Annotated in this window: 15 protein-coding genes; 12 read left to right on the top strand and 3 right to left on the bottom strand. The window is 54.9% G+C overall.

Going from position 1 to position 19,859, the window contains the following annotated elements; all coding sequences use genetic code 11:
• Nucleotides 1–21: 21 nt before the first annotated feature.
• Both FHS19_RS19275 and FHS19_RS19270 read right to left on the bottom strand, forming a co-directional pair.
• Nucleotides 22–804, bottom strand: a complete 783-nt coding sequence (locus FHS19_RS19275; protein ID WP_183583454.1) for a response regulator transcription factor — start codon at nucleotides 802–804, stop codon at nucleotides 22–24.
• Nucleotides 805–806: 2 nt separating this feature from the next.
• Nucleotides 807–2,582, bottom strand: a complete 1,776-nt coding sequence (locus FHS19_RS19270) for a sensor histidine kinase (protein WP_183583453.1) — start codon at nucleotides 2,580–2,582, stop codon at nucleotides 807–809.
• 253 nt (nucleotides 2,583–2,835) lie between these two features.
• Here FHS19_RS19270 and FHS19_RS19265 point away from each other — a divergent pair, with 253 nt between their 5' ends.
• The 8 genes from FHS19_RS19265 to FHS19_RS19235 all read left to right on the top strand — a co-directional run bounded on the left by FHS19_RS19265 (nucleotide 2,836) and on the right by FHS19_RS19235 (nucleotide 12,781).
• Nucleotides 2,836–4,401: a response regulator transcription factor gene (locus FHS19_RS19265; protein WP_246426691.1), complete on the top strand. Its 1,566-nt coding sequence runs from the start codon at nucleotides 2,836–2,838 to the stop codon at nucleotides 4,399–4,401.
• 4 nt (nucleotides 4,402–4,405) lie between these two features.
• Nucleotides 4,406–6,208, top strand: coding sequence for a sensor histidine kinase (locus FHS19_RS19260; RefSeq protein WP_183583452.1), 1,803 nt, complete (start codon nucleotides 4,406–4,408; stop codon nucleotides 6,206–6,208).
• Between the two features lie 26 nt (nucleotides 6,209–6,234).
• Nucleotides 6,235–6,366: a response regulator gene (locus FHS19_RS35345; protein ID WP_281382549.1), complete on the top strand. Its 132-nt coding sequence runs from the start codon at nucleotides 6,235–6,237 to the stop codon at nucleotides 6,364–6,366.
• A complete protein-coding gene (locus FHS19_RS19255) occupies nucleotides 6,327–7,772 on the top strand; it encodes a response regulator transcription factor (protein ID WP_246426690.1) in 1,446 nt (481 codons plus the stop codon). Before FHS19_RS35345 ends, FHS19_RS19255 begins: the two co-directional genes overlap by 40 nt.
• A gap of 129 nt (nucleotides 7,773–7,901) precedes the next feature.
• Nucleotides 7,902–9,605: an ABC transporter substrate-binding protein gene (locus tag FHS19_RS19250; protein ID WP_183583451.1), complete on the top strand. Its 1,704-nt coding sequence runs from the start codon at nucleotides 7,902–7,904 to the stop codon at nucleotides 9,603–9,605.
• 88 nt (nucleotides 9,606–9,693) lie between these two features.
• Nucleotides 9,694–10,653, top strand: a complete 960-nt coding sequence (locus FHS19_RS19245; RefSeq protein WP_183583450.1) for an ABC transporter permease — start codon at nucleotides 9,694–9,696, stop codon at nucleotides 10,651–10,653.
• Nucleotides 10,654–10,712: 59 nt separating this feature from the next.
• The gene (locus FHS19_RS19240) at nucleotides 10,713–11,615 is read left to right on the top strand and encodes a carbohydrate ABC transporter permease (RefSeq protein ID WP_376771941.1); all 903 of its coding nucleotides are present in this window, start codon (nucleotides 10,713–10,715) and stop codon (nucleotides 11,613–11,615) included.
• Between the two features lie 149 nt (nucleotides 11,616–11,764).
• Nucleotides 11,765–12,781, top strand: a complete 1,017-nt coding sequence (locus tag FHS19_RS19235; RefSeq protein WP_183583449.1) for an endo-1,4-beta-xylanase — start codon at nucleotides 11,765–11,767, stop codon at nucleotides 12,779–12,781.
• Nucleotides 12,782–12,961: 180 nt separating this feature from the next.
• Here FHS19_RS19235 and FHS19_RS19230 read toward each other — a convergent pair whose 3' ends face one another.
• Nucleotides 12,962–14,197 (bottom strand): MFS transporter, encoded by a 1,236-nt coding sequence (locus tag FHS19_RS19230; RefSeq protein WP_183583448.1) that lies wholly within the window; start codon nucleotides 14,195–14,197, stop codon nucleotides 12,962–12,964.
• A 484-nt stretch (nucleotides 14,198–14,681) separates the two neighbouring features.
• On the opposite strand from FHS19_RS19230, the gene FHS19_RS19225 reads away from it, so the two are divergent.
• The 4 genes from FHS19_RS19225 (at nucleotide 14,682) to FHS19_RS19210 (ending at nucleotide 19,853) form a co-directional block, all read left to right on the top strand.
• Complete coding sequence (locus tag FHS19_RS19225; RefSeq protein WP_183583447.1) at nucleotides 14,682–15,866, top strand: ROK family transcriptional regulator; 1,185 nt, start codon at nucleotides 14,682–14,684, stop codon at nucleotides 15,864–15,866.
• An 18-nt stretch (nucleotides 15,867–15,884) separates the two neighbouring features.
• Nucleotides 15,885–16,892, top strand: coding sequence for an asparaginase (locus FHS19_RS19220; RefSeq protein ID WP_183583446.1), 1,008 nt, complete (start codon nucleotides 15,885–15,887; stop codon nucleotides 16,890–16,892).
• A 247-nt stretch (nucleotides 16,893–17,139) separates the two neighbouring features.
• Complete coding sequence (locus tag FHS19_RS19215) at nucleotides 17,140–18,789, top strand: peptide ABC transporter substrate-binding protein (protein WP_183583445.1); 1,650 nt, start codon at nucleotides 17,140–17,142, stop codon at nucleotides 18,787–18,789.
• A 128-nt stretch (nucleotides 18,790–18,917) separates the two neighbouring features.
• A complete protein-coding gene (locus tag FHS19_RS19210) occupies nucleotides 18,918–19,853 on the top strand; it encodes an ABC transporter permease (protein WP_183583444.1) in 936 nt (311 codons plus the stop codon).
• Nucleotides 19,854–19,859: the final 6 nt, after the last annotated feature.

Here is a 19,859-nt window from a genome sequence, read left to right as displayed (position 1 = left end):
GCGTTTGGGTATAATTCCACTTTATTTAGGTGCTGCCTGACCGCCCTTGCGGTAGGCGCCGGGGCTTGAACCCTCGTAGTCTTTGAAGACCTTGTTAAAATATTTGGTGGTCTGATAGCCGACGCGTTCGGCGATTTCCGAGACCGGCAGCTTCGTCTGCAATAGTAACTCCTTGGCCTTCTGAATTCGGAGCCGGGTGACATATTCGATGAACGTCATGTCCATCTGCTCCTTAAAGAGGACGCTGAAATAGCTCGGGTTCAAGTGGACGTGATCGGCCACCTCCCGCAGGCCAAAGCCTTGATCCAAATGTTCCGAAACGTACTGGAGCGCTTCCTGGACCGGCTCAGCAAGCGTATCAGTATCCCCGGCAGCCTCAAGAAGCTTGCTGTCGACCATCCGCTGGATTTTATTCATCCGCGAGCGTTCCTCTTGGATCTGGAGCGCCTTCTCCACGGCATCAAACAGCTTGTCCTTGCGGATCGGCTTGAGCAAATAATTGACGACGCCCAGTTGGATGGCCTGCTGCGCATAGTCGAATTCGGCATAGCCGGAGATCAGGATGATGGCCGGCGATCCGGATTCCAGCTGCTGCACCAGATTCAGTCCGCTAATCTCCGGCATGCGGATATCGGTAATGAGCAGATGGACTGCCTCGCGCTCCAGCAGGTCCAGGGCGTCGCGGCCGTTGTCGGCCGAAATGATGCTGCACGCGCCGTTCCCCCAGGTTTCCAGCATACGGGTCAATCCCTGCCTCGTTCGGGGTTCGTCATCTACGACTAAAATCGTTTTCGATTTAACCATCGTTACATCTCTCCTGTCTGGATCCCTGTCTGGATCGGAATGGTGAAGCTTACCCGCGTTCCCCGGTGGATCTGGCTGTCTATGGTCAGCCCCGATTCATCCGTCCTGTCTCCGCCATAGTAAAGCTTGATCCGCTGCTGGACGTTAAAAATGCCCATGCCGGAGCCTTTGGCGGACGGCGTCATCCCGGTCCGGAGCGCCATGATGATCCGGCGTAGGCTGTCCTCGTCGATGCCCTTTCCGTCGTCGTTCACGGTGACGACCAGATGCATTTGGTCCGCGGACAGGGAGACGTCGACCGACACCTTGCCCGGGCCGATCCGGCCCTCGACGCCGTGCAGGATGGCGTTCTCCACGAGGGGCTGGATCAGGAGCTTCGGCATCGGCACCGATGCCAAGGCCGGCGGCGACGAGATCGACCAGGACAGCCGGTCGCCGAGCCGCATTTTCATGATGAGCAGATAGCGCTCGATATGCTCGAGCTCGTCCTCGAGCCGGACCCATTCCTCCTTGCCCGGCCCGGTGATCGTATAGCGGAACAGATCGGCCATGGCCACCACATATTCGGCCAGTTCGTCTTCGTCCTTTTCCATGAGAGACCAGTACAGCGCCTCAAGCGTGTTAAACAGGAAATGCGGATGGATTTGGGCCTGCAGCGCTTTCAATTCCGTCCGGCTCTGCAAAATTTCCTTCTCGTAAACAAGCCCGATCAGCTCGTTCATATGCCCAACCATTTGGTTGTAGGAGTGATTCAGCTCGTTGATTTCAATCGTGGACGAAATGTACACTGTCGGCTTGAGGCCGCTGAGCCGAGCGCTGCGCATCGTCTTGATCAGGCGGAAGACCGGGCGCGTGATCAGGGTCGACAGCAGGAAGGACAGCAGGATGAACAGGATGCTGCCGATGCCGGCGGAGACCAGGATTGCGGTGCGCAGTACGGAAATGCCGCTCGTGATCGCGCTGATCGGCGTCAGGATCAACAGTGTCCATCCGGTCAAGGCGGACTGCTGCTTGACGAGCATGTACTTTTGTCCGTCGATGGCGACGACGGCGTCGTTCGTATCCACCAGGGACTTGATGCGCCAGGGCGTGACCTGGTCGTCGTTCACGGCGATGAGGCTGTAGTTCCGGTCGGCAAGCAGCATCGTTTCGCGGCCGCCATCCTCATTCAGCGCCTCGTCGATTTGAAAAATCTCACGGTTCATCCGGATGAGGAGATACCCGCCCGGCCTGAACCATTGGTCCATCAGGCTCACGCTGCGGATCGCCAGCACGGAATTCGGATCCAGCGGATCGATTCCGATCCAGACGATGCGCCCTTTTTCCTCGCGGGCGGTATCGATCCACTTCTGGCTGATCCTGCTGTTCAGATGGCCTTCATCCAGCGGGAACAGCCTGCGTTTGCTGCCGCTGTACAGCTCGACCGAGTTGACGCCGTCGGCGTAGGTTTGGACGATTTTGATACTGTTCAGCAGGGACTGACGTTCCGAGAACGTCGCGTGCTTGCCTGCCGACTCGTTCAGCAGCACCTGCTGAACATAGGTATTGGTGGCGACCTGAGTGGTCAGGGAATCGATCTGGTTCAGGACGGCCTCAAGCCTTCCGCTTGCCTGAATGGCCGTTTGCTGAATGTGCTTCTCCGCGTTGTTTTTCAGCAGCCTGGAGACCGTATCGAAGTTCACGATCCCCACGACCGACAAAATAATGAGCATCACAAACAGAAAGCCGAAGAGCATTTGGTTCCGGAGCGTGTTGAACCGGTTCAGTTTCGTTCGCATCAGGGTCAACCTTTCTGAACGGAGAGTGGTATGGAAGAGGAGTGACATAGTTGAAATGTAACCTAAGTCAGCGGTTTCTGTCATTATCCTTTTTCAGGCGGGGATGGCGTAAAGATACAGAAAGAGAACGGTTTCTTTTTTACAACTCTTTTGCTAAAATCAGGCTAACTTAGAAGGTAATAGAGGGAGACCTGCCATACACATCTTTGTGAATGCGCTTACAACATGTGGGGTCAATGAGTAAGGAGCGAGAATGATGTTGAACGTACTTTTGGTGGACGATGAGCCGTGGGTTCTTGAGGGTCTTCGGACGATGATCGACTGGAACAAATACGGTTTTCAGGTTTGCGGGGAGGCGCAGAGCGGACCGGATGCGCTGCGATTCATTCAGGAGCACCGTCCGGAGCTGGTGGTCACCGACATCAACATGCCGGTCCTGAACGGCATCGAACTGATCGAGCAGTCGAATCAGCTGCTGGCCAAACCACCCAAGTTCGTCGTATTAAGCGGCTATGACGACTTTTCGTACGCCCAGGCGGCAATGCGGCAGCGGGTGGCCGAGTACCTGCTTAAACCGGTAGATGACGATGAGATGGGAGAACTGCTAGTCAAGCTCAGCCGGAAGATCGGCGATGAAATCGAAGCAGAGCATCATCAGGCGAAAAAGGAGCTTTTTGCCGCCAGCCATATCATGAACCGGCTGATCCAGGGGGAATACAGCGAAGCGATGGAGGAGCAGATCAAGCACTCCCTGAAGTTGGAGGGTAACGCTGAACTGCAGTGCTTGCTGATATGGATGGAAAACGTATTCGATCCTGCGGCGGTAAAAGGGCTGCTTACCCGAGGCTTCGAAGGAGAAGCAGGCTGTCTTTTCCAGGACGGGTACGGAAGGATGGGATTTGTCGTTCAGTCCGGCGCCTCAGTATCGGGCCGTCTGCAGGATGCCGCGATCCAGATTCACCGGGAGCTAACCGAACGGATGGACGAGCCGGTCATTATCGCCGTCAGCGAGCCGAAACGCGGCCTGCGCTCGATCCGGGAGTTGTATGCCCAAACGGTGGGGGTCGGGGAGCGGAAGCGCTGCCTGGGGAAAAGCGGGGTGTTCTTCTACCAGGAGTGCATCCGACCGGTAAACCGGGAGCTGCTCCTGCAAAAATTCAAAACGCTTCAGGAAACGGTGCAGGAAGGGGATCCGGAAGGCATCGCCGCTTGCGTCAAGGAGACCTTCGCGTGGATTGCCGCGAGTCCGCTAGAGTTGGAATGGGTGAAGACCCATGTGGCGGATATGGAATGGTCGATTTGCGCCCTGATCAAGGAGCTGAACGGCGATCCTGCTGCTTTGATGAAGGTGCAGGAAAGGCTGCTTGGCACGCTCGGAGAAATCAGGGATTACCGGGCGCTTCAGGCCTATGTGGAGCGTTTCTGCCTTCAGGCTGGGATCCTTCTGTCCGGGCTCAAGCTGAGCAACGAGAGCAACACCATATACCAGGTGGTGCAATACGTCGACCGCGAATTCCGCGGAAGGCTGCAGCTGCAGGATTTGGCCCGGCATTTTCATATGAACGCGACTTACTTGGGCCAGCTGTTCAAGAAAACGACGGGGAAGCCGTTTAACGAATACCTCAATGACAAGCGGATCGAAGAGGCGAAAAGGCTGCTCAAGCGCTCCCCGCTCAAAATCTCCGAGGTGGCGCTCCAGGTGGGCTACCCGAACACGGACTATTTTATTAACAAATTCAAGCTGAAAACCGGCATGCTGCCCTCAGCCTACAAGCAGGACGCCGGAAATCTGCCGGATGGACCGATGAGGGAGCGATGAAACGATGTCCACGCGCAAATTGAAACTGAGGAAGATCGTCAACGATATTCCGCTGAATTATAAATTTCTGCTCATCTTTATCGTCGGCGTGCTGCTCCCCATGATCGTCATCAACCTGGTCGTGACGGACCGCCTGTCGGACTTGATCAAAGGGCGGGAGGAGCAGAACCTCGATATCTCGATCGAGCGGGCGAGAAAGGATATTCACGATTTCATCGACGGCGGGGTAGCGGTCAGCCATGCCTTAAGCAGCGATAAGACGCTGTATGAAATGCTCGACCGAAAATACGCGAGCCAGATCGATTTTTATGACGCCTTTGACGAGCAGCTGCGCAATCGGGTGACCAGCTATATTCCGGTGAACAACCAAATCGAGCGCATCAGCATTTTTACGGATAATCCGACGATCGTCGACGGAGGGAACTACCACGTCATCGATGGCGAGGTCCGGGCGAGCGACTGGTATAAATTGTGGAAGGACTCGCAGAATCTGGTGTTCGTCGCGGCGTACCGGGCCAACCAAGCCAGCAGCAGCGTGTTTACGGCTCCTTATTTGAGCGTGATCGAGCGGATGGATTATTTTGATAACTACGACCACTATCAGAAGCTGCTGCGAATCGACATTGACCTGAACAAAATTTATGACGTGATCGTACGGGAAAAAGATTACCTGGACCTTTACCTGGTCAATGAGCGGAACCAAATCATTATGTCGGCCCAGAGCGGATACCAGACCGGTACGGCAGACGCGTACCCGGTGTTCAAATTGTCTGCTGAGGACAAGGAACAGGACGTTCATTCGGTCGACATTGGCACCGCCAAATACGTCAAGGGATGGCGGCTGATCGGGGTCACCAAGGGTGTGCGCATCACCAAGGCGATGAACGAAATGAGATTGTACGTCGGAATCGTCGCAGCGGGGATTACGCTGTTCACGACGGGATTTATTTTCATTATGCTGAGATCCTACAATTACCGCGTGAAGCGGCTGGCACGGCATATGCAAAAGGTGACGAATGAGAAGTTCGACCTGATCCAGATTGACGAGGGGCGTGACGAAATCGGCGGACTCATCCGCAATTTTAACAGGATGACCGGCCGGATCAAGTTCCTGATCAACAACGTCTACAAGCTGGAAATCCAGCAGAAAAATCTGGAGATGGAGCGGGTGCGGGCCGAACTGAACTTTTTGCAGAGCCAGATGAACCCCCATTTTCTGTTCAATACGCTGAATGCGATCCTGGTCGTTTGCACGAAAAATCATTACACGGACGTAACGGATATCGTCAAAAGCCTGTCCAAGTTGCTGCGCCGCCTGCTGAGCTGGAAGGAAGACATCGTAACGCTGGAGGAAGAAATTCTGTTTATTGACATGTATCTCAAAATCGAGAAGTTCCGGTTCCGTGACAAATTCGAATACCGCTTCGATATCGATCCGGACGCGCTGCAGTACAAAATCCCCAAAATGAGCATTCAGCCGCTCGTGGAAAATGCCTGCAAACACGGGCTTCAGGCGATCGACGGACAGGGCATCGTGACGGTCAGCGCGTTCGTTACCGACGAGCGTCTGCGCATCGTTATTGCGGATAATGGCAAAGGCATGGAGCTGGAGCGGCTCAAGGAAATTAAAAAGGCGGTACAGACCGAAGACGAGTCCGGCGCCAATATCGGCATCCGCAACGTGTACCGGAGACTCGAGCTGTACTATCACGATCAAGTGCGCTTTGATATCGTAAGCAGCCCGCAGCAGGGCACGACCGTATTTTTTGAAATTCCGATCAAGTTTCTAAGCGGTATGGCAGGCTGATCGATCCGTAATACAGGAGGGGAACCATGGCATTTAAAGTGTTGTTGATCGATGACGAACCCGCCGCCCTGGAGGGGCTGGAGCTGTGGATCGACTGGGAGGAGCTGGGCTTTGAGGTATGCGGCCGCGCAAGCAACGGAAAGGAAGGCTGCATTTAATCCGGGAGCTGGCGCCGGACCTGGTCATCACCGACGTTCGGATGCCGCTGATGGACGGGCTGGAAATGATCGGGGCGTGGAGCCGGGAGGGGACGGCGCCGGTCAAATTCGTCATTGTCAGCGGTTATGGCGAATTCAAATACGCCCAGAAGGCGCTGCGATACGGCGTCAATGCATACCTGCTCAAACCGGTCATTCCGGAGGAGGCGGCTGAGCAGATCCGGGACATTCAGCGGGAGCTGATGCGGGAGCGGGAGGAACAAAGCCTGACGAGGATGGCGACTTACGAAGAGGCAGTCTCGATAATCAAAGAACTGCTTAACAGCGGCCTGGACGCCTTGGGCGGGATGGAAAAGGAGGTAACCCCCCTGTCGGATGCCATGCCGGCATGGAACATGTGCCTGGTGCAGGCGGCGCCGGATGATCTTCCCCGGCTGCGGGCTAAGGCTGCCGCTATGGCGGAAGCGGGGGAATATGTATATCTGGTCGATCTGGAGATGAACGGCTTTGGGATCGTTTATGGTTTGAACACGGCTCAAGATGACGGTACGGCGCCCTTCACGATGGAGCCGCTGACGGAAGGCACAAGCGACCGACGGGTGTTTATGGCGTCCGGGCAGGCGGAGAGCAGCCTGCATCGGATCGGCCGCAGCTTCAAGGCGGCGAAGAAGGCCATACAATATGCTTTTTACCTTGATCATGCCCCGGGCTTGATCCTCTACGAGCAAGTGCGGCACATCAAGTTTGAGGATCAGTTTGAGCGGTTCGATCTATTTGAGGAAATGCTCCAGGCCGTATCGCTGCTGGACAAGCAATCTTTGCGAAAGGCGGTACAGTTAGCGGATTCCAGCCTACGGGAGTCCATGCCGAATCCGGACTTCGTCAAAAAAATCGTGATTCATGTCATGTACCGGATCATGAAGTATGTGCGTGATGCTGCCGGTCCGGCGGCGGAGCCATGGATCGAAGAATACGACATTCCCCGGTTATCCGGCACCGTGATGACGCTTGGCGACGTCCTGGACGATCTGCTGTCCTGCGCCGAGAGCTGCATCGACTTTTTTATGCGGGAACAGCAGCGGCAGTCCCAGGGCATTGCCCAGGAAATTACCGACTACGTCCGCGAGCACTACCGGGAGTCGCTGACGATCCGCAAGCTGGCCGAGGTCTTTTACCTGCATCCCGTTTATCTCGGCCAACTGCTGCTGAAGAAGAATGGCATCAGCTTCAACGAAATGCTGCATAACCTGCGGATCGAAGAGGCTGTCCGGCTGCTGGAAAACAGCAGTCTGAAGAACAGCGAAGTTGCGGAGCGCGTCGGGTACGGCCATTACGGCCAATTCCTCAAGCAGTTCGAAGCGAGGCATGCGATGTCCCCCAATGAATACAAAAAAAGGATGTTCTAAAGTTTTGAAGGTGACTCCTTTAATTCCGATATAGTTTCAGCTATGGCAACGCTTTTACAATAAAGACAGTTACATGAAAAGGCTTACAAACAAGCTTGGTGTGGCTAAAATTTGACGGAGGTGCTTTACATGGGGGGAAGGTTTAAACCGCTGTTTCGACTCGGCATTCTCATGGCGATGACGTTCAGCGTGATCTTGTCGGGCTGCGGTGGAGGCAAAGATAACAGCGCGGACAACGCTGGCAGCGCAACCGGACAGACTGCGACCGATAATGGCGGCAGCAGCAGTGACGGAAAAGTGGAGCCGTTTAACGTGAGTGTCTTCATCGGAGAAGCCGGACAGCAGCCCACTCCGGACAACAAGATTTACAAGAAGATCAAAGAAGAGACGGGCGCTACGTTTAATTTTGAATTTTTGGCGGGCGATATTAACCAGAAGCTGGGCGTGATGATCGCCGGATCCGACTACCCGGATCTGATGACCGGGAACACAAAGCTGACGGCGGCAGGCGCTTATATTCCGCTGGAGGATTTGATCGAGAAGTATGCGCCGAACTTAAAAAAGCATTATGAAGCCTATTGGAACATGATGAAAGACCCGAACGACGGGCACATTTATATTTTGCCGAACTACGGCGTATTTAACGGCAAGCTGAACAGTTCCTGGTACGCCGGGCCAGCGTTCTGGGTTCAGAAGGACGTGCTGGCTGAGGCCGGGTATCCGAAAGTGAGAACGCTGGACGAATACTTCGACCTGATCGCCAAGTACAAGGCGAAGCATCCGACCATCGACGGCAGCCCGACGATCGGTTTTGAAATTTTGAACTACGACTGGAGAAACTGGGGACTCTTTAATCCGCCTCAGCATCTGATCGGTCATCCGAACGACGGCGGCGTGGTCGTGAATAACGGCGCAGCCGAAATTTTTGCCGATAAGGATTACGCCAAGCAGTATTACCAGAAGCTGAACCAGATGAATGAGCAGGGGCTGATCGATAAAGAGACGTTCGTACAGAACTATGACCAGTACCTGGCAAAGCTGTCCAGTGGTACGGTGCTCGGCATGTTCGACCAGCACTGGAACTTCCAGAATGCCGAGAACTCGCTGATCACCCAAAAGAAGTTTAACCGGACGTATGTGGGACTTCCAATCGTGTACGATGAGAGCACGAAGGATTACTATCGCGACCGCGCGCCGCTCAACCTGAACAACGGCTTCGGCATCAGCGTAAACGCCAAGGATCCGGTGAAGATCATTAAGCTGCTGGACACCCTGATCACCGAGGACTGGCAGAAGACATTCACTTGGGGCATCGAAGGCGAGGATTACATCGTCAATGACCAGGGCCGGTTCATGAGAACGCAGGAACAGCGCGATAAGCAGTCGGATGGAACATGGAAACTGGCAAATAAAGCCGACGCGCTTTTCGGAAACCTCCCGAAAATCGAAGGAAGCTTCAGCGACGGCAACTCCACCGACGCCGCTGCACAGCCGGAAGAATACAAGGCCGGCCTGAACGATTACGACAAAAAGTTCCTGGAAGCCTACGGCTTTAATAGCTACGTCGATTTCTTCAGCGAGCCGCCGGAGAATCCGATTTATTACCCGGCCTGGTCGATCGATCTGGTGGAAGGATCGGAAGCCAAAGTGGCAAACACGAAGCTGAACGATCTGTCCACCAAGTATTTGCCGAAAGCGATCTTGGCGAACCCTTCCGATTTCGATTCGGTCTGGAACGAGTACACTTCGCAGATTCACAAGGTGGATGTCAAGGCGTACGAGGACAAAATCAACGAGCAAATCAAGTGGAGAATCGATAATTGGAGCAAATAAGGGTTGTGGAAAGTGGGAGGCGCGTAAAGCGCCTTCCGCTTTATAAAAAGCCGTTCCGGAATTTGAATATGGTGAGGAGAGCAAACGTATGGCTGTAACTGTAACTAAAAAGAAAGCTGTCCGGAAGCCAGAGAAGAAGCGGACGCTGACCTGGGCTGTGCTGAAGAGCCAGCAGCAGTTGATCTGGATGTCCGTTCCTTTGACGCTGTATATTATCCTGTTTGCCTACGTTCCCGTCTGGGGCTGGACGATGGCATTCCAAAACTACAAGCCGGCGCGTTCCTTCAGCCAGCAGGACTGGGTCGGATTCAAGCAGTTTAAATTTTTGTTTACCGATGACGATTTTATACGTGTGCTGCGCAATACGATCGGCATGAGCTTTATTAATCTGGTGCTGGGCTTTGTGACGGCGATCGTGCTCGCATTGCTGCTGAATGAAATTCGCAAGGTCGTCTGGAAAAGAACCGTGCAGACGATTTCTTACCTGCCGCACTTTTTGTCCTGGGTCATCGTGACCGGGATTGTAGCCACCTCGCTGGCTTCCGACGGCATTATCAACGATATTTTGATGAAGCTGCATCTGATTAAGGAACCGATTTTATGGCTTAGCGAAGGAAAATATTTTTGGGGCATCGTTGGTGCCTCCCATGTGTGGAAAGAAGTCGGTTGGAATACGATCATCTATCTGGCCGCCATGGCGTCGATCGATCCCGCGCTGTACGAAGCGGCGGAGATGGACGGAGCCAGCCGCTACCGCAAGATGCTTCATGTAACCCTGCCGGGGATCAAATCCACAATTGTCATTTTGCTCATCATGTCCATCGGCCATATTCTGGACGCTGGCTTTGAGGTTCAGTACCTGCTCGGCAACGGGCTTGTCGTAGACTGGGCCGAAACGATCGATATCTTTGTCTTGAAATACGGGATCGCTCAAGGAAACTATTCACTTGCCACAGCCGGCGGGATCTTTAAAACGGTCGTGAGCGTTGCCCTGCTTCTGGTGGCGAACTGGACCGCGAAGCGGCTTGGGGAAGAGAGGCTGTTATGAGTATGGAAAATCATCAACTCAGCCCGCAGCAAGCGGCTGGTGTTACGATAAGCAAAAGTATGCGCTCGAGCCGGATCGAGCCGGTGCTGTTCAATACGTTTAATGCCATATTTATGATCATTCTTGTCATTGTTACGCTGTACCCGTTTTTGAACACGATCGTAGTTTCGCTTAATGCAGGCAACGATACGATCCGCGGCGGCATTTATTTATGGCCGAGACAGTGGACGCTGCAGAACTACAAGGCGGTATTTGCGTCGGGGACGATTTATGACGCGTTTTGGATCTCCGTGGCACGGACCGTGCTGTCCACGGTGCTGAACATCTTCCTGACGACGATGCTGTCGTATACGCTGAGCCGCAAGGAATACGTCTTCCGCAAGCCGATCACCGTCATTTTCGTGCTGACGATGTATTTCAGCGCCGGCTTAATTCCCGGGTACTTCCTGATCAAGGACCTGCACCTGCTGAACAGCTTCTGGGTGTATATTTTCCCGTCTATGATCAGCGCGTTCAACATGATCGTCATCCGTACCTATATCGGAACGATTCCGGACAGCCTGGTCGAATCGGCCAAGATTGACGGTGCCGGGGATTTCAAGATTTTCCTGCGGATCATTTTCCCGCTGTGCACCCCGGTGCTGGCCACCATCGCTTTGTTCGTAGCCGTGGGCGCTTGGAACTCCTGGTTTGACGCATTCCTGTACACCTCCTCCAGACAGGAGCTCAGTACACTGCAGTATGAGCTGATGAAGCTGCTGTCGTCGAGCATGAACTCTAACAGCAACCCGAACGTGGCGGCCGGTGCCGGCATGACGCAGGAATCAGCGGTATCGATGGTAACGCCGCTGTCGATCCGGGCCGCGGTAACGATTGTGGCTTCGGTACCGATCCTGGTGGTCTATCCGTTCCTGCAAAAGTATTTTGTGGTCGGGCTTAATGTCGGAAGTGTGAAGGAGTAACTTGTCAAAGAACGGAAAAGCCCAGTGGAATCTTCGAAACCTGAGGGAACCGCATAGCGGCCTCTAAGTGGCCTCCCAAGGGTTATCGTGGCGGTCGCCGAATTTCACTAAAGTCCAATTTAACGCCCATATGCAGAAAGGAGCCTGTCATGAAGTCAACCGGAACGCGTACGGAGCAGGCGCTGAAGGATCTCCTCGCGCAGCATTTCCGGATCGGGGCGGCGGTAAATCCGCGGACGATCCGGTCGCAGGAGCAGCTGCTGGCGCACCATTTTAACAGCATTACCGCGGAAAACGAAATGAAGTTCGTCAGCGTTCATCCGGAGGAAGGCGTGTATACGTTTGAGGACGCCGATCTGCTGGCCGATTTCGCCGGCGGTCACCAAATGGCGATGCGTGGGCACACGCTCGTCTGGCATAATCAGACCCCGGACTGGCTGTTCGAGGACGGCCAGGGACGGCCGGCAGGCAAGGCCGTACTGCTTGAGCGGCTGCGCTCGCATATCGATACGGTGGTGGGGCGGTACAAGGGCCGCCTCTATGCCTGGGACGTGGTCAACGAGGTTATCGCCGACGAAGGCGAGGAGCTTCTGCGTCCGTCGAAGTGGCTGGACATCGCCGGGCCGGAGTTTATCGCCAAGGCGTTCGAATACGCCCATGACGCCGATCCGGACGCCCTGCTCTTTTACAACGACTATAACGAATCGCATCCCGCTAAGCGGGATAAAATTTACGCGCTGGTGAAGTCATTGCTGGAGCAAGGCGTACCGATCCACGGCATTGGCCTGCAGGCGCACTGGAACCTGTTCGATCCGTCCCTGGACGATATCCGCGCGGCGATCGAGAAGTATGCTTCGCTCGGCTTGCAGCTGCAGCTCACCGAGCTGGACGTGTCGGTCTTCCGCTTCGATGACAGGCGGGCCGATCTGGCTTCGCCGGAGCCGGGCATGCTCGAGCGTCAGGCGGAGCTGTACGAAGCCGTGTTCGGCCTGCTGAAGGAGTACCGCGACGTCATCAGCGGGGTGACGTTCTGGGGGGCGGCCGACGATTACACGTGGCTGGACAATTTCCCTGTGCGCGGCCGCAAAAACTGGCCGATGCTGTTCGATGTGCAGCACCGGCCGAAGCCGGCGTACGACCGGATCGCCGCGTTGTTTACGGAGTAGGCTGAAACGCTGGATGGCGAAGAGGCGGTTTCTTTTGGCTTGCAGCCAGAACCTGATTATTGGATGATGTCGGCTCGTTAAGTGGGAACGATATGTAATAAAAAGAGAACACCTCCCTTCCAAGGGAGGTGTTCTTTTGCTGATCTCTGCAATCTCGAGTACATGCTCCAAGCCCGGTCTTTACTTGCTTACCGTTCCCGCCACCGGCACCGTCTGCCGTCTGCGCTCCTGCATATAGACAACCAGCACGATCAGGAAGGCGAGCCCGACGAGCAGGGCGCCGATCCAAGGCAGGGAGGTGAGTCCCATCTCGTCGATGACCCATCCGCCGAAGAAGGCGCCAAACGCGTTGCCGAGATTGCCGGCCGAGTGGTTGGAGGTCGAGGCGAGCGCGGGCGCTTCCTGCGCCAGGTTCATAATTTTTACCTGAATGCCAGGCATGACCGCAAACGAAGCGGCTCCCCACAGGAAGATGGTGACGACCGCGCCGGCAGGGCTTTGGACGGTAAAGGTGAAAATCGTCAGCAGCACGCAAATGGAGAGGAAGATGCCCAGGATCGCGGGCATCAGCTTCCAGTCGGCGAGCTTGCCGCCCAGCATATTGCCGACCGTGACCCCGATGCCGAACAGGACGAGAATCCAGGTGACGCTGCTTTCATGGAAGCCGGTCACCTCCTCCAGCAGCGGCGCGATATAAGTAAAGACGGCAAACAAGCTGGAGTTGCCGACGGCGCAGGCCAGAAGGATGATCAGCAGCTTGGGCTGGGCTACCGCCCTGAACTGCTTGCCCAGACTGGCCGATTTATCACGGCGGATCCGCGGAATAAACAGAACGATACCGATCAGGGCCACGATCCCCATCGCCATAATCGCGCCGAAGGAGGCGCGCCAGCCCAGGTGCTGGCCGACAAAGGTGCCCACCGGTACGCCGATAATGTTGGCGATCGTCAGGCCCGCCATCATGATGGATACCGCGCCGGCCCGCTTATGCGGCTTGACGAGGCCGGAAGCGATGACGGCGCCGACGCCGAAGAAGGTGCCGTGGCACAGTGCCGTTATCAGGCGGGCTGCCATCAGCACGGTATAGTTCGGCGCAATGACGGCAATGCCGTTGCCGAGAATGAACAGCGCCATCAGCAGGCAGAGCAGCAGCTTCTGCGGAAGCCGGTGGGTCAGGATGGTCAGGATCGGGGCGCCGACCGCCACGCCCAGCGCGTAGCTTGTAATCAGCTGCCCGGCTGTGGAAATGCTGACGTTCAGGTCCTCGGCTACGTTCGGCAGAATGCCCATGATAACAAATTCGGTCATGCCGATGGCGAAGGCGCCCACCGTCAGCGATATAAGGGAAACAGGGAAGGGTTCCTTGCCCTTTGCCGCTGTATGGGAATGCAAATCTGTAGTAGAAGAAGAATTCATGCTGCAGCTTCAACCTTTCTCAAACCAGACGGTCGTCGTCCGGGTAATATTCTTCCTTCATAGTAACAGGAAAACAAGAAACTTTCAGAAAAAATTTCACGGTAACGAGTATGATAGGGGACTTGTAACGGGCTGAAACGGTCTGTTTTTTGAAAGAAAAAGTTGACATGAATTGTTATAGTAAGCGGTTTAATTGGCATTTTTCTTGAAAACGGTGCTCTGAAAATTTGCATTTCATCCTGATGGAATTCCTTTAAACCGGAAATTCAGACGAATTTCGACAAAAACATGACATATATATTGACACGAAATCTCAATTCTATTAAAGTTCAATTAATAACATCACTGGAGAAATTATAAGACTAAAGTCGGATGCTGTTTCGGATGAATATGGCTGAATACCGAGTTTTGATCCATCATGTTCCGATTTTCGACCTAGATTTTCTCCAAAGGTGAAATTAATTAAGATGGAGGACCGTCTCCGATGCAGAAGCACGATCAGGATTATATCCGGAGAAAAAACAGAAGTACGGTGTTTGAGCTGATCCGCAAACGCTCGCCCCTGTCCCGTGCGGAGATCGCCAGACTGACAGGGATGAGTCCCACGACGGTCAGCCGGATCGTTTCCGAGCTGTATCAGCAGGACTTTATGCATGAGATCGAGCAGACGACGACCGGTGTCGGACGGAAAGCCGTGATGCTGCATGTGAATCCCGGCTCGGTGCTCTCCGTGGGCGTTGAAATTGACCGGGGCGGCATCCGGATCGGCATTGTGGACTTGGATGGCAAAGTGATCCACAGCACGCAGATCACGCGCGATTCCCGCGAAACGCCGGAGGTAACGCTGCAGCGTATCGCCTCGTCCATGGAGGAACTGATCGAGGCGGAGGACGTCGACCGCCGCAAGGTGGTTGGCATCGGCGTCGGGCTGCCGGGCATCGTCGACTATGCGGGGGGCAGCGTCGTACTGTCCGCGCAGCTTGGCTGGAAGCAGACCGATATCGCCGGGGAGCTCCGGCGGCTGACCGGATTTGAAGTCGCCGTGGATAACGAGCTGAAGGTCCGTGCACTCGCCGAACACCAATACGGTTCGGCGAGAGGATCGAGCCGCTCGGTGCTGATCGGCTTCGGCAGCGGGGTCGGCTCCTCCCTGATCATCGATGGGGAAATCTATCGCGGAGAGACGAACAGCGCCGGGGAAATCGGGCATACGGTAGTAGATCCGGGAGGCCTTCTGTGCGAGTGCGGCAAGGTCGGATGCCTGCAGACCTATATCGCCGAGGCGTCGCTTGTCGAGCAGGCTAACAAAATCAAACCGATCGGCTCGCTGGAGGAATTGTTCCAGGCGAGAAAGGACGGGGAGTTTTGGGCGGCGAGCATTTTGGACCGGGCCATGACTTTCGTGGCGGTCACGGTCAGCAACATCGCCTGCGTATACAACCCGGATACGGTAATTCTGACCGGCAAGCTGGTGGAAAGCTTCCCTGAAGTCCGGAACTTCCTTTCGGATAAATGCATGGATCAATTCGTGTGGGAGCCGCTGCGCGGAACCTTCCAGATCGTCTACTCGGCGCTGGAGAGCGACGGCGTAGTGATCGGATCGGGCATTCTGGCCCAAAACCTATTCCTGGACATCGACAGACAGATGGAGCAGGCAGACCAAATTTAACAAAGCGGGTGTTGACGTATGAAATTGGAACCGTTGGTGGAGGAATACCGCGGCGGCGTGCTGGAGAACGTGCATCTCGGCGTGCTGTGCGGCGTATCGGATCAAGGAAAAGTCATCTATGAGGTGGGCGATGCGGAGCATATGACCTTCCTGCGTTCGGCGGCCAAGCCGTTCCAGGCGATCCCGGTCATGAAGCAGAACATCGCGGAAAAGTACGGGCTGACGGACGCGGAAGCCGCCATGTTCGCCGCCTCCCACCGGGGCGAAACGTATCATATTGAAGCGTTGGAATCCATAATGGTCAAAACCGGCCTCAAAGAAGAGCAGCTGCTGTGCTGCCCGACCTATCCGCTGAACGACGAGCCGAAGTTCGCCCTCATGCGGGAAGGCAAGCCGCCGCGCAAGCTGTATCATAACTGCTCCGGCAAGCATCTCGGTATTTTGGCCGCGGCGAGGGAGATGGGCTTGCCGACTGAGACCTACTGGCAGCCTTCGCATCCGCTGCAGCAGGACATCCTTCACACGCTCGCGGACATGGCCGAATATCCGGTCGATCAGATTAAAGTGGGCGTTGACGGCTGCGGATTTCCGATCTTTGCGCTGCCACTGAAATCGATCGCCACGGCATACCTGAAGCTGGCCTGTCCTGATCTGATCCAAGATGCCGGGACACGGGAAGCCGTACAGCGCATGGTCCGCTATATGCACGCAGCGCCGGACAGCATTGCGAGCCATCAGTTCATCTGCTCGGAGCTGCTGCGGGACGACAACATCGTCGCCAAGGGAGGAGCCAAAGGTGTCTACTGCTTCTCTTTAATTCGGGAACGCGTCGCTTTTGCGCTGAAAGTGATCGACGGCTCGGAGACACCGTGGCCGATCGCCGTCGCTTCGATCCTCGAGCAAATCGGATACAGCAACAAGGAGACCATTAACCGTTTGTATACGGTGGTTCCAAAGGAAATCAAGAATGACAACCACCTTGTGGTCGGCGAGCGCAGAGCCGCTTTTACCCTGACCGGCAAGTGAACGTAAGCTTTCAATGAAGTAACGCTCTCCTTTTGCAGCAAACTTTTTCAGACCACGAACCGAGCTCTTCAGCAGCAGTAAAAAGAAGAAGCAGGAGAGACCAGGCACCTAATTGCCATTGACACGCTGCACCGGAAGTTCTTCAGCATGAATGAGCACAAGAGATTCGGATTCACCCGCAGCTTTCTTAGGAAACGGCGGTGCAATCATACATTCACAAAGGGGACATAAAGGAGTGGGACATGCAATGAAAAGGAAAAAGGTAAGCTTGCTGGCGACACTGCTTGTCGTATCGGCCATTTTCACGGGATGCTCGTTTACCGGCGGCGACAGTAAAGGCGCGAGCTCGGGCACGACGGGGGACACGGGCAATGCCGCGCAGACGGCATCTAAAGAGCTGAGACTGTCCGTGGAAAGCGAAATCAAAGACCTGAATCAATGGGCGGCATCCGACGACGTATCGTTTACGGTGCTGAACAATATCGGAGAAGGACTGTACCGTCTCGATCCGAAGAACGAGCCCCAGCCGGCCATGGCGGAGAGCTCGGAGCTGTCCGAAGACAAGCTGACATATACGTTCAAGCTGCGCGCAGATGCTAAATGGAGCGACGGATCGCCGGTAACGGCAGCCGATTTCAAGTTCGCCTGGCTGCGTGAAATGGATCCGAAAACCGGAACCAACGGCTATTCCTTCATCATGACGGACTACATCGTGGGTGCAGCCGAGTATGCAGAAGGCGGTTCGGCGGACAAAGTCGGCATCGAAGCGAAGGATGACAAGACGCTGGTCGTTCATTTGAAGCAGCCGACGCCTTACTTCCTGAGACTGACTTCGCTGGCCCCGTATTTCCCGATGAAAGAGGAATTCGTGAAGTCCCAAGGCGAAAGCTATGCGCTGAGCCCGCAAAACATGCTGTTCAACGGTCCTTACACGCTGACTTCGGTCGATGCCGCCAGCGGTGCGGTGCTTGAGAAGAATGCCGGCTACTGGGACGCTGCGAACGTCAAGGTGGACAAAGTGGACCTGAAAGTCATCAAGGAAAAGAGTACGGCGCTGAACGCCTACAAAGCTGGACAGCTTGACCGCGTGCTGCTGCAGTCTTCCGATGTCAATGCATCCAAGTCCGACCCTGGATTCGGAACAGGCATCAACTTCAGAACGACGTACCTGCAGTTCAACCTGAAGGCGGACGGTGTCAGCAACATCAACATCCGCAAAGCGCTGGAATACGGCTTCGACTCCAAGCTGCTGGCGGACCAGGTGCTGAACAACGGTTCCAAAGCCGCAACAGGACTGATTCCGGACCAAATGAGCGCAACTGGAGGCAAAAGCTTCCGTGAAATGCAGGGCGACCTGATCACGCCGGATGCGGCCAAAGCCAAATCCTATTGGGAGCAAGGGGTCAAAGAACTGGGTAAAGCGCCTAAAATTACGATGCTCGTAGCGGACACCTCCGAAACGAAGGACGTCGCTACCTTCATGCAGAGCGAGTTTAAGAAAAACCTCGGCATCGACGTAGCGATCGACACCAAAACGGCGAAGGCCCGCGGACAGCTGATGGACAACAGCCAATATCAGATGGCGATTACCGCTTGGGGCGCCGATTACGACGACGCTATGACGTATCTGGATCTGTGGGCAAACCACACACCGTACCGCGGTAACTATGAAAATCCGAAATACGACACGCTGATCACTGACGCCAAGAAAGAAACGGACGAAGCAAGACGGATCGACATGCTGCTGACTGCCGAAAAAATTCTGACGGTAGAAGACGTCGTGGTCGTTCCGATCTACTTCGGCGGATACTCCTACCTGCTGAGCGATAAAGTCGAAGGACTGGACTACCATCCATACGGCAACCCGGTTGACTTTAAATATGCAAGCATGAAGTAATGCCGCTTCACTTGGGCATGTGACGGGAGAGGAGAGAAGCGCGGCTTCTCTCCTTCCCTTTATTCTTGGATCAAGCTCCAGGACGAAACGAAAAATTTTGAAGGCCCCGCGTATTGGGAGGTGCAACATTGAAACGGTATATCGGCATCCGGATCGTATACTTACTGCTGACCTTGTTTATTATTACGACCGCCACCTTTTTTCTGATGAAAGAACTGCCCGGCACTCCGTTCGATGAAGAAAAGCTTCAGCAGTTGCCGCAGGAACAGAAGCAGATGATTTACGCCAGCTACGGCTTGGACAAGCCGGTCGGCGTGCAGTACGTGAACTATTTAAAAAATATTGTCAAAGGCGATTTGGGAACGTCGTTTTTTTACACCGGACAACATGTCAAAGACATCATCATGAGCCGGATCGGACCTTCGGCCTTGATCGGTCTGCAAGCAGTTCTGCTCGGGCTGGCCATCGGCATGATCCTCGGGATCATCGCCGCTTACCGCCATAACTCGGGCTGGGACTACGCCACGATGATTATCGCCGTTCTCGGCGTGTCGGTGCCGAATTTCGTGCTCGCGGCGCTGCTGCAATATTTTGTCGGGCTCAAATGGGGGCTCCTGCCGGTTGCCTTCTGGGAGAGCTATCCCAGCTCGATCCTGCCGTCCATCGCGCTTTGCGTCGGCGTCATTGCCTTGATCGCACGGTTTGTGCGGACGGAGATGCTGGAGGTGCTTGAGCAGGATTACGTCACGACGGCAAAGGCAAAAGGGCTCGGATTTGCACGCATCATGTTCCAGCATGTGATCCGTAACTCGCTCATTTCGGTCATTACGATTCTTGGTCCGATCGTGGTCAATTTGCTGACAGGTTCGCTCGTCATTGAGAATATTTTTGGGATTCCGGGGATCGGGAGCCTGTTCGTCGATTCGATCAAAATGAACGATTATTCCACGATTATGGGGATCACGATTTTTTACAGCGCCTTCTACGTGCTCGTGATGCTGATCGTGGATCTGCTGTACGGCCTGGTGGATCCGCGGATTCGTCTGGCATCGGGAAAGGAGTGAGGACAT

This window comes from Paenibacillus rhizosphaerae (assembly GCF_014192015.1).
Classification (GTDB): Bacteria; Bacillota; Bacilli; order Paenibacillales; family Paenibacillaceae; genus Paenibacillus_AQ; species Paenibacillus_AQ rhizosphaerae.
This window is presented reverse-complemented; position numbering and strand designations above follow the sequence as displayed.

Coding starts and splice junctions, on each gene's coding strand:
- FHS19_RS19275 (WP_183583454.1), bottom strand. CDS start 804: ATGGTTAAATCGAAAACGATTTTAGTCGTAGATGACGAACCCCGAACG.
- FHS19_RS19270 (WP_183583453.1), bottom strand. CDS start 2,582: ATGCGAACGAAACTGAACCGGTTCAACACGCTCCGGAACCAAATGCTC.
- FHS19_RS19265 (WP_246426691.1), top strand. CDS start 2,836: ATGATGTTGAACGTACTTTTGGTGGACGATGAGCCGTGGGTTCTTGAG.
- FHS19_RS19260 (WP_183583452.1), top strand. CDS start 4,406: ATGTCCACGCGCAAATTGAAACTGAGGAAGATCGTCAACGATATTCCG.
- FHS19_RS35345 (WP_281382549.1), top strand. CDS start 6,235: ATGGCATTTAAAGTGTTGTTGATCGATGACGAACCCGCCGCCCTGGAG.
- FHS19_RS19255 (WP_246426690.1), top strand. CDS start 6,327: ATGCGGCCGCGCAAGCAACGGAAAGGAAGGCTGCATTTAATCCGGGAG.
- FHS19_RS19250 (WP_183583451.1), top strand. CDS start 7,902: ATGGGGGGAAGGTTTAAACCGCTGTTTCGACTCGGCATTCTCATGGCG.
- FHS19_RS19245 (WP_183583450.1), top strand. CDS start 9,694: ATGGCTGTAACTGTAACTAAAAAGAAAGCTGTCCGGAAGCCAGAGAAG.
- FHS19_RS19240 (WP_376771941.1), top strand. CDS start 10,713: ATGCGCTCGAGCCGGATCGAGCCGGTGCTGTTCAATACGTTTAATGCC.
- FHS19_RS19235 (WP_183583449.1), top strand. CDS start 11,765: ATGAAGTCAACCGGAACGCGTACGGAGCAGGCGCTGAAGGATCTCCTC.
- FHS19_RS19230 (WP_183583448.1), bottom strand. CDS start 14,197: ATGAATTCTTCTTCTACTACAGATTTGCATTCCCATACAGCGGCAAAG.
- FHS19_RS19225 (WP_183583447.1), top strand. CDS start 14,682: ATGCAGAAGCACGATCAGGATTATATCCGGAGAAAAAACAGAAGTACG.
- FHS19_RS19220 (WP_183583446.1), top strand. CDS start 15,885: ATGAAATTGGAACCGTTGGTGGAGGAATACCGCGGCGGCGTGCTGGAG.
- FHS19_RS19215 (WP_183583445.1), top strand. CDS start 17,140: ATGAAAAGGAAAAAGGTAAGCTTGCTGGCGACACTGCTTGTCGTATCG.